General features: G+C 69.7%; 16 protein-coding genes. 12 read left to right on the top strand and 4 right to left on the bottom strand.

Going from position 1 to position 14,563, the window contains the following annotated elements; translation table 11 throughout:
• The first annotated feature begins 1 nt into the window (after position 1).
• The 7 genes from AD72_RS18250 to AD72_RS18220 all read left to right on the top strand — a co-directional run bounded on the left by AD72_RS18250 (position 2) and on the right by AD72_RS18220 (position 7,238).
• Complete coding sequence (locus AD72_RS18250; protein ID WP_031467739.1) at positions 2 to 1,609, top strand: acyl-CoA carboxylase subunit beta; 1,608 nt, start codon at positions 2 to 4, stop codon at positions 1,607 to 1,609.
• Between the two features lie 5 nt (positions 1,610 to 1,614).
• Entirely contained in the window at positions 1,615 to 3,609 is a 1,995-nt protein-coding gene (locus AD72_RS18245) for an acetyl/propionyl/methylcrotonyl-CoA carboxylase subunit alpha (RefSeq protein ID WP_031467738.1), read from the top strand.
• On the top strand, positions 3,606 to 4,775 hold the full coding sequence (locus AD72_RS18240) for an acyl-CoA dehydrogenase family protein (protein ID WP_031467737.1): 1,170 nt from the start codon (positions 3,606 to 3,608) through the stop codon (positions 4,773 to 4,775). Before AD72_RS18245 ends, AD72_RS18240 begins: the two co-directional genes overlap by 4 nt.
• Positions 4,776 to 4,777: 2 nt before the next feature.
• Positions 4,778 to 5,374, top strand: a complete 597-nt coding sequence (locus AD72_RS18235) for a TetR/AcrR family transcriptional regulator (RefSeq protein ID WP_031467736.1) — start codon at positions 4,778 to 4,780, stop codon at positions 5,372 to 5,374.
• Between the two features lie 79 nt (positions 5,375 to 5,453).
• Positions 5,454 to 5,786, top strand: a complete 333-nt coding sequence (locus AD72_RS18230) for an ArsR/SmtB family transcription factor (RefSeq protein WP_031467735.1) — start codon at positions 5,454 to 5,456, stop codon at positions 5,784 to 5,786.
• Complete coding sequence (locus tag AD72_RS18225) at positions 5,779 to 6,255, top strand: SRPBCC family protein (protein ID WP_031467734.1); 477 nt, start codon at positions 5,779 to 5,781, stop codon at positions 6,253 to 6,255. Before AD72_RS18230 ends, AD72_RS18225 begins: the two co-directional genes overlap by 8 nt.
• A gap of 44 nt (positions 6,256 to 6,299) precedes the next feature.
• Complete coding sequence (locus AD72_RS18220; RefSeq protein ID WP_037346337.1) at positions 6,300 to 7,238, top strand: cytochrome c oxidase assembly protein; 939 nt, start codon at positions 6,300 to 6,302, stop codon at positions 7,236 to 7,238.
• Here AD72_RS18220 and AD72_RS18215 read toward each other — a convergent pair.
• Positions 7,235 to 8,320 carry an alcohol dehydrogenase catalytic domain-containing protein gene (locus tag AD72_RS18215; protein WP_031467732.1) on the bottom strand — a complete coding sequence of 362 codons (1,086 nt, stop codon included), beginning with the start codon at positions 8,318 to 8,320 and terminating at the stop codon, positions 7,235 to 7,237. The two genes, AD72_RS18220 and AD72_RS18215, sit on opposite strands and share 4 nt — an antisense overlap.
• Before the next feature lie 104 nt (positions 8,321 to 8,424).
• On the opposite strand from AD72_RS18215, the gene AD72_RS18210 reads away from it, so the two are divergent.
• A complete protein-coding gene (locus tag AD72_RS18210) occupies positions 8,425 to 9,555 on the top strand; it encodes a CaiB/BaiF CoA transferase family protein (RefSeq protein ID WP_031467731.1) in 1,131 nt (376 codons plus the stop codon).
• Here the strand turns inward: AD72_RS18210 and AD72_RS18205 are convergent.
• Positions 9,544 to 10,014: a GNAT family N-acetyltransferase gene (locus AD72_RS18205; RefSeq protein WP_051898746.1), complete on the bottom strand. Its 471-nt coding sequence runs from the start codon at positions 10,012 to 10,014 to the stop codon at positions 9,544 to 9,546. The two genes, AD72_RS18210 and AD72_RS18205, sit on opposite strands and share 12 nt — an antisense overlap.
• Before the next feature lie 79 nt (positions 10,015 to 10,093).
• Between AD72_RS18205 and AD72_RS18200 the strand changes: the two genes are divergently transcribed.
• Complete coding sequence (locus tag AD72_RS18200) at positions 10,094 to 10,672, top strand: hypothetical protein (protein WP_031467729.1); 579 nt, start codon at positions 10,094 to 10,096, stop codon at positions 10,670 to 10,672.
• Here AD72_RS18200 and AD72_RS18195 read toward each other — a convergent pair.
• Entirely contained in the window at positions 10,647 to 11,156 is a 510-nt protein-coding gene (locus tag AD72_RS18195; RefSeq protein ID WP_031467728.1) for an NUDIX hydrolase, read from the bottom strand. The genes AD72_RS18200 and AD72_RS18195 overlap by 26 nt on opposite strands.
• A gap of 13 nt (positions 11,157 to 11,169) precedes the next feature.
• Positions 11,170 to 11,742: a GNAT family N-acetyltransferase gene (locus tag AD72_RS18190; RefSeq protein ID WP_031467727.1), complete on the bottom strand. Its 573-nt coding sequence runs from the start codon at positions 11,740 to 11,742 to the stop codon at positions 11,170 to 11,172.
• A 67-nt stretch (positions 11,743 to 11,809) separates the two neighbouring features.
• On the opposite strand from AD72_RS18190, the gene dop reads away from it, so the two are divergent.
• The 3 genes from dop (at position 11,810) to prcB (ending at position 14,502) form a co-directional block, all read left to right on the top strand.
• The gene (gene dop / locus AD72_RS18185; RefSeq protein WP_031467726.1) at positions 11,810 to 13,303 is read left to right on the top strand and encodes a depupylase/deamidase Dop; all 1,494 of its coding nucleotides are present in this window, start codon (positions 11,810 to 11,812) and stop codon (positions 13,301 to 13,303) included.
• Positions 13,304 to 13,386: 83 nt separating this feature from the next.
• A complete protein-coding gene (locus AD72_RS18180; RefSeq protein WP_031467725.1) occupies positions 13,387 to 13,581 on the top strand; it encodes a ubiquitin-like protein Pup in 195 nt (64 codons plus the stop codon).
• Between the two features lie 60 nt (positions 13,582 to 13,641).
• Positions 13,642 to 14,502 carry a proteasome subunit beta gene (gene prcB / locus AD72_RS18175; protein WP_031467724.1) on the top strand — a complete coding sequence of 287 codons (861 nt, stop codon included), beginning with the start codon at positions 13,642 to 13,644 and terminating at the stop codon, positions 14,500 to 14,502.
• The last annotated feature ends 61 nt before the right edge of the window (positions 14,503 to 14,563 follow it).

Here is a 14,563-nt window from a genome sequence, read left to right as displayed (position 1 = left end):
AATGACCGTACTGAAATCGGGCGTGGACACCGAATCGGCGGAGTTCCTGGCGAATGCCGATGCGATGCGGGACAAGCTCGCCGAACTCGACACCGAGCACGCCAAGGCGCTCGCCGGGGGCGGGGAGAAATACCTCGAACGGCACCGCAAGCGCGGCAAACTCCTGGCCCGCGAACGGATCGAGCTGCTGCTCGACCGGGACGCGCCGTTCCTCGAGCTGTCCCCGCTCGCGGCCTGGGGCACCGACTACGCCGTCGGTGCGAGCGTGGTCACCGGGATCGGGCTCGTCTCCGGGGTGGAATGCCTGATCGTGGCCAACGATCCGACCGTGAAGGGCGGCGCCTCGAACCCGCACTCGCTGCGCAAAAGCCTGCGCGCGGCCGAGATCGCCAAACGCAACCGGCTGCCGCTGATCAACCTCGTGGAGTCCGGCGGGGCGGATCTGCCGACCCAGAAGGACATCTTCATCCCCGGCGGGGCCACCTTCCGCAATCTCACCCAGCTCTCCGCCGAGGGCATTCCGACGATCTCGCTGGTGTTCGGCAACTCCACCGCGGGCGGCGCTTATCTGCCGGGGATGTCGGACTACGTGGTGATGATCGCCGAACGCTCCAAGGTGTTCCTCGGCGGCCCGCCGCTGGTGAAGATGGCCACCGGGGAGGAGTCCGACGACGAATCCCTCGGCGGCGCGGAGATGCACGCGCGCACCAGCGGCCTCGCCGACTACCTGGCCACCGACGAACAGGACGCGATCCGCATCGGGCGGGACATCGTGTCCCGGTTGAACTGGCGCAAACGCGGCCCGGAGCCGGTCGCCTCGGTCCCGCCGCGGTTCGCCGAGGAGGAACTGCTCGGGATCGTGCCCCCGGATCTCAAGGTTCCCTTCGATCCCCGGGATGTGCTGGCCCGCCTCGTCGACGGCTCGGAGTTCGACGAGTTCAAGCCGCTGTACGGGACGAGCCTGGTCACCGGCTGGGCGCGGCTGCACGGCTATCCGATCGGGGTGCTCGCCAACTCCCGCGGGGTGCTGTTCAGCGAGGAATCGCAGAAGGCCACCCAGTTCATCCAGCTGGCCAACCAGTCGGACACCCCCTTGCTGTTCCTGCACAACACCACCGGCTACATGGTCGGCAAGGAGTACGAGCAGGGCGGGATCATCAAGCACGGTGCGATGATGATCAACGCGGTGTCCAACTCGAAGGTCCCGCATCTGTCCGTGCTGATGGGGTCCTCGTACGGCGCCGGGCACTACGGGATGTGCGGGCGCGCCTATGATCCGCGGTTCCTGTTCGCCTGGCCGAGCGCGAAATCCGCGGTGATGGGGCCCGCGCAGCTGGCCGGGGTGCTCTCCATCGTGGCGCGCGCGGCCGCGCAGGCGCGCGGGGCGGAGTACCGTGAGGAGGACGACGCCGCGATGCGCGCCGCGGTCGAGGCGCAGATCGAGGCGGAATCGCTGCCGATCTTCCTTTCCGGAATGCTCTACGACGACGGGGTGATCGACCCCCGGGACACCCGCACGGTGCTGGGGTTGTGTCTCTCCGCCATCCACAACGCGCCCGTGGCGGGTGCCCGTTTCGACGGCGCCGGGTTCGGCGTCTTCCGGATGTGATGACCATGCTGGGAAAGGTTCTTGTCGCCAACCGCGGGGAGATCGCCCGCCGGGTGTTCGCCAGCTGCGCCAAACTCGGCATCGGCACCGTCGCCGTCTATTCCGATGCCGACGCCGAGGCACCGCACGCCACCGAGGCGGACGTCGCCGTGCGGCTGCCCGGATCCTCGGCCGCGCAGACCTATCTGCGCGCGGACCTGTTGCTGGAGGCGGCCCGCGCGGCCGGGGCGGACGCGGTCCATCCCGGATACGGTTTCCTTTCGGAGAACGCGGAATTCGCGGCCGCGGTCGCCGACGCCGGGCTGTGCTGGATCGGGCCGGACGCCGAGGCGATCGCCGCGATGGGCTCGAAGGTCGAAGCCAAGCGGATCATGGCCGAGGCCGGGGTGCCGGTACTGACCGAGCTCGATCCGGAACAGGCCACCGAGACGGATTTCCCCTTGCTGGTCAAGGCTTCCGCCGGAGGCGGCGGGCGCGGAATGCGCGTGGTGCGGGATCGGGCGGGCCTCGCCGAGGCGATCGCGCTGGCCCGGACCGAGGCCGAATCCGCCTTCGGGGACGGCACCGTGTTCTGCGAGCCGTACCTGGAGAACGGGCGGCACATCGAGGTCCAGGTGCTCGCGGACGGCCACGGCACGGTGCTCGCGCTCGGCGAACGGGAATGCTCCATCCAGCGCAGGCACCAGAAAGTACTCGAGGAAGCGCCCTCCCCGCTGGTGGAGCGGACCGAGGGAATGCGCGAACGACTGTGCGCCGCGGCCCGCGCGGCCGCCGAGGCGATCGGCTACGTGGGCGCGGGCACCGTGGAATTTCTCGCCGACGACCAGGGCCGGTTCTACTTCCTGGAGATGAACACCCGGCTGCAGGTCGAGCACCCGGTCACCGAATGCGTCACCGGTCTCGATCTGGTCGACTGGCAGCTGCGGATCGCCGAGGGCGCGCGGCTGGGCCCCGAACCGCCGCCGATCCGCGGGCACGCCATCGAGGTCCGGCTCTACGCCGAGGACCCGGCCGCGGACTACGCGCCGCAGTCGGGCACCCTGCACGCCTTCACGATCCCCGGGGTGGACAGCGAGTTCGCGGTTCCGCCCAATCAGGGTCTGCGGCTGGACGCCGGGGTACGCGCGGGGTCGGTCGTCGGGGTGCACTACGACCCGATGCTCGCGAAGCTGATCTGCCGGGCGCCGAATCGCACCGAGGCCGCGCGCAGGCTGGCGAACGCCTGCGCGCGGGCGAGTATCCACGGCCTGCGCACCAACCGCGATCAGTTGGTCCGGGTACTCCGCGATCCGGATTTCCTCGCCGGGGAGACCGACACCGCGTTCCTGGGCACACACGAGGTCAACGCCCCGCTGGCCACGCCCGAGACCGTGCGTCACGCGGCTCTGGCCGCCGCGCTCGCCGAGGCCGCGGCGCAGCGCTCGGCCGACCTGGTGCTCGGCGCGCTGCCGAGCGGCTGGCGCAATGTGCCCTCGGTTCCGCAACACCGCGTCTACCGGTACGGCGACACCGAATACGAGGTCGGCTATCAGCTGACCCGGTCCGGCCTGCGCGCCGAAGGGTACGATCAGGTGCGGCTCTGCTCGGCAAGCGAAACCGAAGTGGTGCTGGAGATCTCCGGGCTGCGCACCGTGTTCCGGATCGGCCGATTCCCCGGACAGCACAGCGGTGAACAGGATGATCCCGGACTGCTCGGGGTGGATTCCGCACTCGGCTCGGTCTCGCTCACCCCGGTGCCGCGGTTCACCGAGCCCGGCACCGATCTGCTGCCCGGTTCGCTGCTGGCCGAGACGCCGGGAACCGTGGTGCGCCTCGCGGTGTCCACTTCGGACAAAGTGAAGGCGGGTGATCCCTTGCTGTGGCTCGAGGCGATGAAGATGCAGCACCAGATCCGCGCCCCGCACGACGGGACCGTCGCCGAGCTGCGGGTCAGCGAAGGGGATCAGGTCGACGTGGGAATGACGCTCGCCGTAGTCGTGCCGGAAGGAGAATCGGAATGAATGCCACCGCGAATTTCCAGGAATCGGAGGAACGCCTCGCGCTGCGCAAGGCGGTCGCCGATTTCGTGAAGGGCTACGGCCCGGAGTACTACCTGGAGAAGGCACGGGCCAACCAGAACACCGAGGAACTGTGGTCTGCCGCGGGAAAGCTCGGCTATCTCGGAGTGAACGTCGCCGAGGAATACGGTGGGGGAGGCGGCGGCATCGGTGATCTGGCCGCGGTGCTCGAGGAACTCGCCGCCGGTGGCTGCCCGCAGCTGATGATGGTGGTCTCCCCGGCCATCTGCGCCACGATCATCGGCCGGTTCGGCACCGATGAGCAGAAGAGCGAATGGCTTCCCGGATTCGCCGACGGCACCTTCTCGATGGCGTTCGGGATCACCGAGCCCGACGCCGGATCGAATTCCCACAAACTGCGCACGATCGCCAAGAAGGACGGCGACGATTATCTGCTCACCGGCCAGAAGGTGTTCATCTCCTGTGTGGACGCCGCCGATGCGGTACTGATCGTGGGGCGGATGTCGGACGAGGCGACCGGGAAACTGCGGCCCGCCCTGTTCGCGGTACCGACCGACGCGCCCGGATTCACCGCCACCCGCATCGAGATGGACATGGTGATGGCGGACAGTCAGTTCCAGTTGTTCCTCGACGAGGTGCGGCTGCCCAAGAAGGCACTGATCGGGGAGGGGAGTGCCGCGCTCGCCGCCCTGTTCGCCGGGCTCAACCCGGAGCGGATCATGGCCGCCTCGCTGGCCATCGGCTCCGCGCGGCTCGCGCTGGACAAGGCCGTGGAGTACGCGAACAACCGCAAGGTCTGGGATGTGCCGATCGGGGCGCACCAGGCGCTGGCGCACCCGCTCGCGGAGCGCAAGATCGAGATGGAACTCGCCAAGCTGATGACCCAGAAGGCCGCCGCGCTCTACGACGCGGGCGACGACATGGGTGCGGGCGAGGCGGCGAACATGGCCAAGTACGCCGCCGCCGAGATGAACGTGAAAACCGTGGAATCCGCCGTGCAGACCCTCGGCGGGAACGGACTGACCGTCGAGTACGGGCTCGGGGCGATGCTCGCGAGTTCCCGGCTGGCCAGGATCGCGCCGATCAGCAGGGAGATGGTGCTCAACTTCGTCTCCGAACACACCCTCGGGCTGCCGAAGTCGTACTGATCATGACGGCCCCGCAACAGGAACGGAGCAAGGCGACCCGGCTGCGGTTGCTCGAGGCCGCCGTGGACTGCCTTGCCGAGAAAGGCTGGAGCGGGACCACGGTGGCCATCGTGGCCCGCGCCGCCGGGGTGTCGCGGGGCGCGGCGCAGCATCACTTCCCGACCCGGGAGGATCTCATCGCCGGGGCGCTGGAGTTCGCCACCGAGACCCAGCTCATCGAGAACAGGGCGCGGGCGGCCACGCTGCCCGAGCACGGGCTCACCCGGGTCGAGGCCGTGGTGAACATGCTCGTGGACATCTACGTCGGCCCCTATTTCCGGGCCGCGCTGCAGGTCTGGGTCGCCGCCTCCGCCGATCCCTCGCTGCACGCCAGGGTGCAGCCGCTCGAGGCCCGGCTCGGGCGCGCCATCCACCACGTCGCGGTCGAGCTGCTGCGCGCCGATGAGCGCAAGCCGGGAGTGCGCGAGACCATCCAGGGCACCCTCGACATGGCCCGCGGGTTCGGGCTGGCCACGGTGCTCGGCGACGACAGTGCCCGGCGGCGGCCGATCGTGCGGCAATGGGCCAGGGTGCTGGCCGGAGTACTCGGCGAGCAGTGATCCGGACGAACCTCTTGACGCGCCGGGCGCACGCCCTATACTCAACTTATCGGTTGATAAACCGGAAGGTTGAAAATCAATGCAGGACGATCTGAGTGCGGTGTTCGCGGCACTCGCCGACCCGACCAGAAGGGCGATCCTCGCCCGGCTACGGGATGGCGAGGCGACGGTGAACGAGCTCGCCGAGCCGTTCGCCATGAGCACCCAGGCGATCTCCAAACACCTCAAGATCCTGGAGAACGCGGGCCTGATCACCCGTGGCCGGACCGGACAGGCCCGGCCACGCAGGCTCGCGGCCGGACCGCTGCGCGAGGTCGCGCTGTGGGCCGGGGAGTACCGCCGGTTCTGGGGCGAACGCTACGACGCCCTCGACGACCTCCTGCGCGAGCTGAAAGAAGAAGGCCATGGATGACAAGCTGGTCGTGAGCACCCCATCGGACACGGAGATCCTGCTGGTCCGCGAATTCGACGCCCCGCCCGCGCTGGTGTTCGCCGCGCACAGCAAGGCGGAATACCTCGAACGGTGGTGGGGAAGGGGTAACCCGCTCGATGTGGAAATCGACTTCCGGGTCGGCGGGAAATACCGGTTCGTGGAGCACGCGGACGGCGAGGAGCACCCCTTCCGGGGTGAGTTCCTGGAGATCGTGCCGGACGAGAAGATCGTGCAGACTTTCGAGTACGAGCCGATGGCTCATCTCGGCTCGCCGTGTGTGAACACGCTCGAACTCATCGGCTCCGGCGGCCGGACCACGCTGCGGACCACCGCGAAGTTCGAGACCACCGAGCAACGGGACGGGATGCTGCGGTCCGGCATGGAGGACGGGGCGGGACAGTCGCACCGGGCCCTGGACACGCTGCTCGCGGAGCTCCAGAACGCATGAGTGCACTTATGCGCATATCTGAATGGCTCAGTTAGGGTGGTGGCGTGCAGCCACCACCCCTGACCTTCGCCGGGGCGCTGAGCTCCTGGCAGTTCGACCCGGTGCCGATCGCGCTGATCCTGCTGCTCGGCGGTTGGTACCTGCTGCGGGTGCGCCGCTACCGGCGCGGCGGAGCACGCTGGCCCGGCTCGCGCACCCTGTGGTTTTTCCTCGGACTGCTGGTCTACGCGCTCGTCACGCTCTCCGCGATCGCCGTGTACGACCGGGTGCTGTTCTCCGCGCGGGCACTGCAGATCGTGGGCCTGCTGATGATCGTCCCGCAGCTGTTCGCGCACGGACTGCCGCTGACCCTCGCCCGGGACACCGCGAGCCCGGCGGGGCGGCGGATCGGGAGCACGGTGCTGCACCACCGCCTGACCGAGCTGATCACCCATCCGATCGTCGGGCTGCTCGTGCTGCTCGGCCTGCCGATCGCGCTGTACGCGACCGGGTGGTACGCGGCGAGCCTCACCGACAGCGTGATCGCCGAGCTCACCCGGTTTGCCTTGCTCGCCGGTGGATTCCACTACTTCTGGACCCGGCTGCAGCGCGATCCGGTGCCCAAACCGTACGCGCAGTACATCACCACCTGGTTGACCTTCGCCGACATCATCCTGGACGCGATCGTGCCGCTGGCCATGATCACCATGCCCGGCCTGGTCGCGGAGGAGTACTACACCGCGCTCGGCCGGGACTGGGGCATCAGCCTGCGGATGGACCAGGTCACCGGGGCCGGGCTGTTGTGGTTTCTCGGCGACCTCGCCGGGCTGCCGTTCCTGCTGCTTTCGCTGCAACAGCTGCGCCGCAGGGACCGCGCGGACACCGAGGCGATCGACGCCGAACTGGACGCGCTCGAACCCGAACAGCGCGTCGCCGAAGGGCGGGTGCGCCCGTGGTGGGAGGAGGACGAGTCAGTGGCCGAACACTTCGGCTGGCGCCGCTAGTCCAGGGTGATCAGGGAGCGGGCTCCGGTTCCTTCGCGCATCCGGTCGAAGGCCGCTTCCACGTCCTCGAGCCCGATCCGGTGGGAGACGAGCGGTTCCAGGTCGAGCCGCCCGGCCCGGATCTGTTCCACGAGCAGCGGGATGTCGCGGTCCGGATCGCCGGAGCCGTACACCGAGACCGCCATGGTGCGCGCGAAGTGGTAGATCTCCAGTGCGCTGACGCTGAACGGATCGTCCGCGCGGCCGGCCCCGACCACGGTGACCGTACCGCCCCGGCGCAGCGCTCCCCACGCGGAGCGGATCGTGGCCGCGCGCCCGACGCATTCGAAGGCGTGATCGGCGCCCCGGCCACCGGTCATGGCCCGCACCTCGCGGCCGTATTTGCCGGAGCCGTCCAGGAAGTGTGTCGCGCCCATCCGCATGGCCAGGTCCCGCTTGGCCTCGCCGATGTCCACCGCGATGATCGGCGCCGCGCCCGCGATCCGCGCGCCCGCGATGGTGGACAGCCCGATCCCGCCGAGCCCGACGACCACCACCGACTGGCCCGGGCGCACCTGCGCGGTGTTGCGCACCGCCCCGGTCCCGGTGAGCACCGCACAGCCGAGCAGCGCCGCGACATCCAGGGGAACCTCCTCGGCGAGCGGGACGACCGCCTCCTCGGTGAGCACCACTTCCTCGGCCATGCCCCCGATGCCGAGGGTGCTGGTGACCGCGGTGCCGTCGCGCAGGGTGGCGCGGGACGGCGTGCTGGAGACGCCCTCGTTGCGCACGCACAGCCACGGCTCGGCGTTCACGCAGAACCAGCAGCTCCGGCAGGGTGGTGCCCAGTTCAGCACCACTCGGTCCCCGGAACGCACCCGGGAGACCTCGGAACCGGTCTCGAGCACGGTCCCCGCGGCCTCGTGCCCGAGCACGAGCGGGTATTCGGGTTTGAAGGTGCCGTTGAGCATCGACAGGTCCGAATGGCACACCCCGGCCGCGGCGATGCGCACCCGCACTTCCCGCGGTCCGGTCTCCGGGACCACGATCTCCTCGGTGTGCACCGGCTGGTCCAGACCGGTCGCGATGACTGCTCGTACCACGCGTGCTCCTGTTCGCCGCCCTCGCGATTGGCTTGATGATGATACAGCGCGATTAGTCTTGATCATGACACAGCGAAGGGAGTTCCGGCGTGCTCGAGAAGGACATGTTGGACGGGATTTGCGTTGTGGCGCTTGAACAAGCCGTCGCCGCCCCGTTCGCGAGCAGGCAACTGGCCGACCTCGGCGCGCGGGTGATCAAGGTGGAGCGCCCGGACACCGGGGATTTCGCGCGCGCCTACGACACCACCGTGCACGGGCAGTCCAGCCATTTCGTGTGGCTCAACGGGGGCAAGGAATCGATCTGCCTCGACCTCAAGGACGCGGGGGAGCGCGCGGTACTCGACGCGCTGCTCGACCGGGCCGATGTGTTCCTGGCCAATCTCGCCCCCGGAGCCCTGGACCGGCTCGGCCTCGGTGCGCAGACCCTGCGGGAGCGGTACCCGCGGCTGGTCGGGTGCACCATCTCCGGCTACGGGCAGGACGGGCCCTATCGCGCGAAGAAGGCCTACGACCTGCTCGTCCAGTGCGAGGCCGGGCTGCTCTCGATCACCGGAAGCGAGGACTCGCCCGCGAAGGCCGGGATCGCGGTCGCCGATATCGCCGCCGGGATGTACGCCTATTCCGGGGGGCTCGCCGCCCTGTTCCGCAGGGAGCGCACCGGACGGGGCGAGGTCTTCGAGGTCGCCATGCTCGACGCGCTCGCCGAGTGGATGGGGTTCCCGCACCTGTTCGCCGGATACGGGGGCAGCCCGCCGCCGCGCAACGGCGCCCGGCACGCCTCGATCTCCCCGTACGGGCCCTACCGGGTCGGCGACGGCGGCACCGTGTTCATCGGGGTGCAGAACCAGCGCGAATGGCGGCTGCTCTGCGAGCGAGTGCTCGGTGATCCGGGACTGGCCGAGGATCCGCGGTTCGCCGCCAACACCGACCGGGTGCGCGCCGATGCCGAACTGACCGAGGTGCTCGAGGCCGCGCTCGCCGGACTGGACACCGGGCGGGTGGTCGCCCTGCTCGACGAGGTGGGCATCGCGAACGCCCTGATGCGCGATCTCGCCTCGTTCGCCGCGCATCCCCAGCTGTCCGCTCGCTCGCGCTGGGCGAGCCTGTCCACCCCGCACGGCGCGGTGGACATCGTCCGTCCGCCGGGGACCGGACCGGATTGGCAGCCGGGCGCGGTGCCGGAGCTGGACGCGCACGGTGCCGCGATCCGCGCGGAGCTCGGGCTATCCCGCTGAAAGAGCCGGTAGGTCGAAGACGAGCTCGGGGCGCGGCCAGTCGATCCTGGGCGGGCGCGGCGGGACCGTGCCGATCTGCCGGGCGCCCATCCGCCGGTAGAACGCCGCGGCGGGCGGATGGGAGACGACCCGTACCGCGGTCATGCCGCGCTGTGCGGCCCGGTCGAGCAGGTGGGTCACCAGGCGGGCACCGATCCCGAGGCCCTGCGCGGAGTCGGTGACGAACAACAGGTCGAGTTCCGGTGGCTCCGGGATCAGGCTGGAGAAGCCGAGGATCTCCTGCCCGGACAAGGCGAGGTGGGTGGGGTTCCGGGCGAGGTATTCCGGCGTAAGCTGGTAGCCCTCCAGTATCGCGGCGTACCCGCCTCGATAGGCCGAGGATGCGTGCATCAGCGCGGTCAGCGGCTCGGCATGGTCCGGTTCCGCGGCGACGATGCTGATCGGAGTCACGATGAGCATCGTAGGTGGGCCGGGGCACCGGATCCGTCAAGCGTTAGGGTGACCGCGCACAGCAGCGGATCCGGATGAGGGAGGGCACGTGCGCAGGCGCAGGCTCGTGGTTCTCGCCGCGTCGGCGGGCGTGCTCGCGGTCGTGGCGACGGGATGCAATGACCGGGCGAACCGGGATCTGAACGAGTATTCCACCGCGGAACCGGCGGCTCCTGGCCCGGTGAAGGCGAGCGCGCCGAGTTCGACCCCGGTCAGTCCGGTGAACGAGGTTCGCACGGACGTCACCCTGCGCCCGGCCGATGTGCGCGAGGAAGGTGTGCGCCAGGCGGCAGCCGATCCGGCTCCGCGACTGCCCGACTGCCTCGCCAGGGACGCCGGACGCGCCGAACCGGTGGCGGCGTGGAGTTACCCGACCGGTTCGAAGATCTACCAGTACGTGTTCACCGGCCGGCTCGCCGCGCACGACTGCGGAGGTGGGCTCGCCGTCTCCGCCCAGTCCGGCCTCGACCGGCAGCAGAGCTGGTGCACCGCGAAGGACTGCGGATTCGCCGGAGCACGGGCCGGAACCCTGAGCGTGGTGCTCGTGGAGGCGAAGCAGCGGTCCAAGGCCGCCGAGGCCGTGCAGCGGCTCGCCCCGGCTGTCACGGCGCGGCTTTCCGCAGGCTGAGCCACCGCTCGAGGGCCGCGCGGCCGTCGGTGACGAACGGGGTGGCCGGATCCTCGAGCATCGCGCGCAGTTCCGGGAGGGTGCGCCAGCCGCCGTCCCGGACCTCCTCGGGCTGCCAGGTGAACGGCCCGTCGGTGCGCGCCTCGAAACAGTGACAGTGGCAGCGCGTCGGTTCGAACCGGAAACTGAACAGCGGCTCCAGGGACACCCCGCGCACCCCGAGCTCCTCGGCGAGTTCCCGGCGCGCGCCCTCGGCAACGGATTCGCCCGCCGCGAGCACCCCGCCCGCCCAGCAGTCGAAGAGGCCGGGGAACACGTCCTTGGTGAAGGTGCGCTGGTGTACGTAGATCCGGGTGCCGTCGACCGAGCGCGGGAGCACGAAGGTCGCCGCGTGCCAGAGTCTGCGCGCCCGCATCACCGAACGCGGGGCGGAACCGTCCGGGAGCCCGTCCTCGGTGAACAGCGCCACCTGTTCGTCAGCCATACCCGCAAGGTTCTCAGATTCGCCTGCGCAGCACGGGCCGTTTCGGGGTACGCCGCGCGACCTCGGTGAACCCGGAACCGAGCAGCAGGCTGACCCACCCGTGGTAGGCGTGGTCCGGGTGCACCGGTCCCAGCGTGTCGTCGACCGGGTAGGCCTCGACGCAGGAGCCGCCCTGTTCTCGGGCGTACTCGAGCGCGCCGCGCACCAGTTCCCGGGCCACTCCGGTGCCGCGCGCTTCGCGTGGCACGAACAGACAGGTCAGTGCCCAGACCGGGGTGTCGTCCACGGGCTTGGCCACCGGGGAGCGGTCCAGCCGGGGAAACTGTTCGCGCGGGGCGATGGAAACCCAGCCGACCGCGGTCCGGTCCCGGTAGGCGAGCAGTCCGGGAGCGGCGCCCTGCTCGGCGAGCGAGCACAACGCCGCCCGGTTGCCCCGGTCCCCGTTGTCCCGCAGCTCGCGGGAACTCAGCCGGAAGAACATGCACCAGCAGCCGCGTACCGCACCGGGCCGGTCGAGCAGGAACTCCACATCCGGCCATGTGGCGGCGTCGGCGGGACGGATCGTGATCGCGGTGTCCGTGGTCATCCCGGTTGCCTCCCCAGTAGGCGATGTGGTGGATGGTAACCGTCGCCGAACGCCGTAGGGTGGTGGCATGCGGCGGATCATCGGCACAGAGGTGGAATACGGCATCGCGGTCCCCGGCGACTCGAATGCCAATCCGGTCCTGACGTCGACGCAGGTGGTGCTCGCCTACGCGGCGGCTGCGGACATCCCGAGGGCACGGCGGGCCCGCTGGGACTACGAGGTGGAGTCACCGCTGCGCGATGCGCGCGGATTCGATCTCGGCGCGCCCGGCTCCTCCGGTCAGGACCAGGACAACGACGACCTCGGTGCGGCCAACGTGATCCTCACCAACGGCGCCCGGCTCTACGTCGACCACGCGCACCCGGAGTACTCCGCGCCCGAGGTCACCAATGCCCGCGACGCGGTCATCTGGGACAAGGCGGGCGAGCGGATCATGGAGGAGGCCGCGATCAAGGCGGCCACCGTTCCCGGGCAGCCACAGCTGCAGCTGTACAAGAACAACGTGGACGGCAAGGGGGCCAGTTACGGAACGCACGAGAACTACCTGTGCGGCCGGAAAACCCCGTTCACCGCGATCATCGCCGGGCTGACCCCGTTCTTCGTCTCCCGCCAGGTGGTCACCGGATCGGGCCGGGTCGGCATCGGGGTCGCCGGGGACGGTGAGGGTTTCCAGCTGTCCCAGCGCGCCGACTACATCGAGGTCGAGGTCGGCCTGGAGACCACGCTCAAGCGCGGCATCATCAACACCCGCGACGAGCCGCACGCCGATGCGGACAAGTACCGCAGGCTGCACGTGATCATCGGCGACGCGAACCTCGCCGAGTACTCCACCTACCTCAAGGTCGGCACCACCGCGATCGTGCTCGACCTGATCGAGAGCGGGGTCCGCTTCGACCATCTGCGGCTGGCCGACCCGGTCCGCGCGGTGCGCACGATCAGCCACGACCCGAGCCTCAAGGCCACCGTGGAACTGGCGAACGGGCGCAAGTTCACCGGCCTCGACCTGCAGAACGCCTACTACGAGCTGGCCGAGGAGCACCTGGACCGCTCCGACCACGCCTCGGCCGAGGTGCTGCGGGTGTGGGGCGAGGTGCTGGAGGACCTGGCCAAGGACCCGATGGAGTGCGCGGACCGGCTGGACTGGCCCGCGAAGCTGCGCCTGCTGGAGGGCTACCGCGCCCGGGACGGGCTCGGCTGGGCCTCCGGGCGGCTGCAGATGGTGGACCTGCAGTACTCCGACGTGCGCCTGGGCAAGGGCTTGTACAACCGGCTGGTCACCAGGGGTTCGATGAAGCGCATCGTCAGCGAGCAGGAGGTGCTCGACGCGGTCACCTCGCCGCCCGAGGACACCCGCGCCTATTTCCGCGGCCGCTGCCTCGAGCGCTACGCGAACTCGATCGCCGCCGCATCGTGGGATTCGGTGATCTTCGATATCGGAAGGGAATCTTTGGTGCGCATCCCGACCCTGGAGCCGCTGCGTGGGACGAAATCGCACGTCGGAGGCCTGATCGAGGGTTCGGAGACCGCCGAGGACCTGCTGAAGGCACTGACCGACAACTGAAGACGACGGTTCGAGGGTGTAGGTCCTTGTCGGTCCCCCTCGGTACTGTCTTGGTAGTAACTCGGAACGACCGGGAGGGCGCGATGGCGCAGGAACAGACGACCCGCCAGGGCGGCGGCGACGGTGACGACGAGGTCGAAGGCGGCGGTGCGGCCGGTCAGGAGCGGCGTGAGCAGCTCGGCGACGACACGGACGCGATCCTGGACGAAATCGACGACGTACTCGAGGAGAACGCCGAGGACTTCGTGCGCGCGTACGTGCAAAAGGGCGGCGAGTAGGGCCCGCGAGCGCGGGAGTTTCGGCAAGATCACCGGTAAGCACCAGTCATAAGGGAGCACATGCAGAGCAGTTCGCGGCCGCAGGCGCCGACCGGTCCGCTGTCCGCGGCGTACATGAGCACGGCTACCTCCTCGTTCAGCGAGTTCCTCGCCACGCAGGCACCGGACCTGTTGCCCGGTGCGCGCGGCCTGGCGGAGATGTCCTCGGGGCTCGGCAAGCAGGAGGTCACGCACGGCACCACGATCGTCGCGCTCAAGTTCAACGGCGGGGTGCTGCTCGCCGGGGACCGCAGGGCGACCTCGGGCAACCTGATCGCCCAGCGGGACATCGACAAGGTGTTCGTGACCGACGCGTACTCGGCGGTCGCCATCGCCGGTGTCGCGGGCCTCGGTCTGGACATCGTCCGGCTCTACACGGTCGAGCTCGAGCACTACGAGAAGATCGAGGGCGTCGCACTGTCCCTGGACGGCAAGACGAACAAGCTGGCGACCATGGTCCGGAGCAATCTGGAGATGGCCATGCAGGGGCTCGCGGCCGTGCCCCTGTTCGTCGGCTTCGACACCGAGGCGGCCGATCCGGCCCGCGGCGGGCGGATCGTGTCCTTCGAGGCGATCGGCAGCCGCTACGAGGAACACGGCGGCTACCACGCGATCGGCTCCGGTTCGCTGTTCGCGAAGTCGGCGCTGAAGAAGCTCTACGACGCGGACGCGGATGCCGAGACCGCGGTGCGGCACGCCGTCGAAGCGCTCTACGACGCGGCCGACGACGACTCGGCGACCGGGGGACCGGACCCGGTGCGCGGGATCTACCCCACCATCGCGACCGTGACCGCCGAGGACGGCGCCGTGAAGCTGCCCGAGGAACAGGTCCAGGCGGTCGCCGAAGCGGTCGTCGCCGACCGGCGCGAGCGCGGCGAGTGAGGGCGGGGCGCGTGCCGGAATCTGGAATCTGGGGCGATCGACCACACGACCCGGTCACCGA

This window comes from Sciscionella sediminilitoris, assembly GCF_000737195.2.
GTDB lineage: Bacteria > Actinomycetota > Actinomycetes > Mycobacteriales > Pseudonocardiaceae > Sciscionella > Sciscionella sediminilitoris.
Note: the sequence above shows the minus strand (reverse complement) of the source record. Positions and strands in the feature narration are given on the sequence as shown.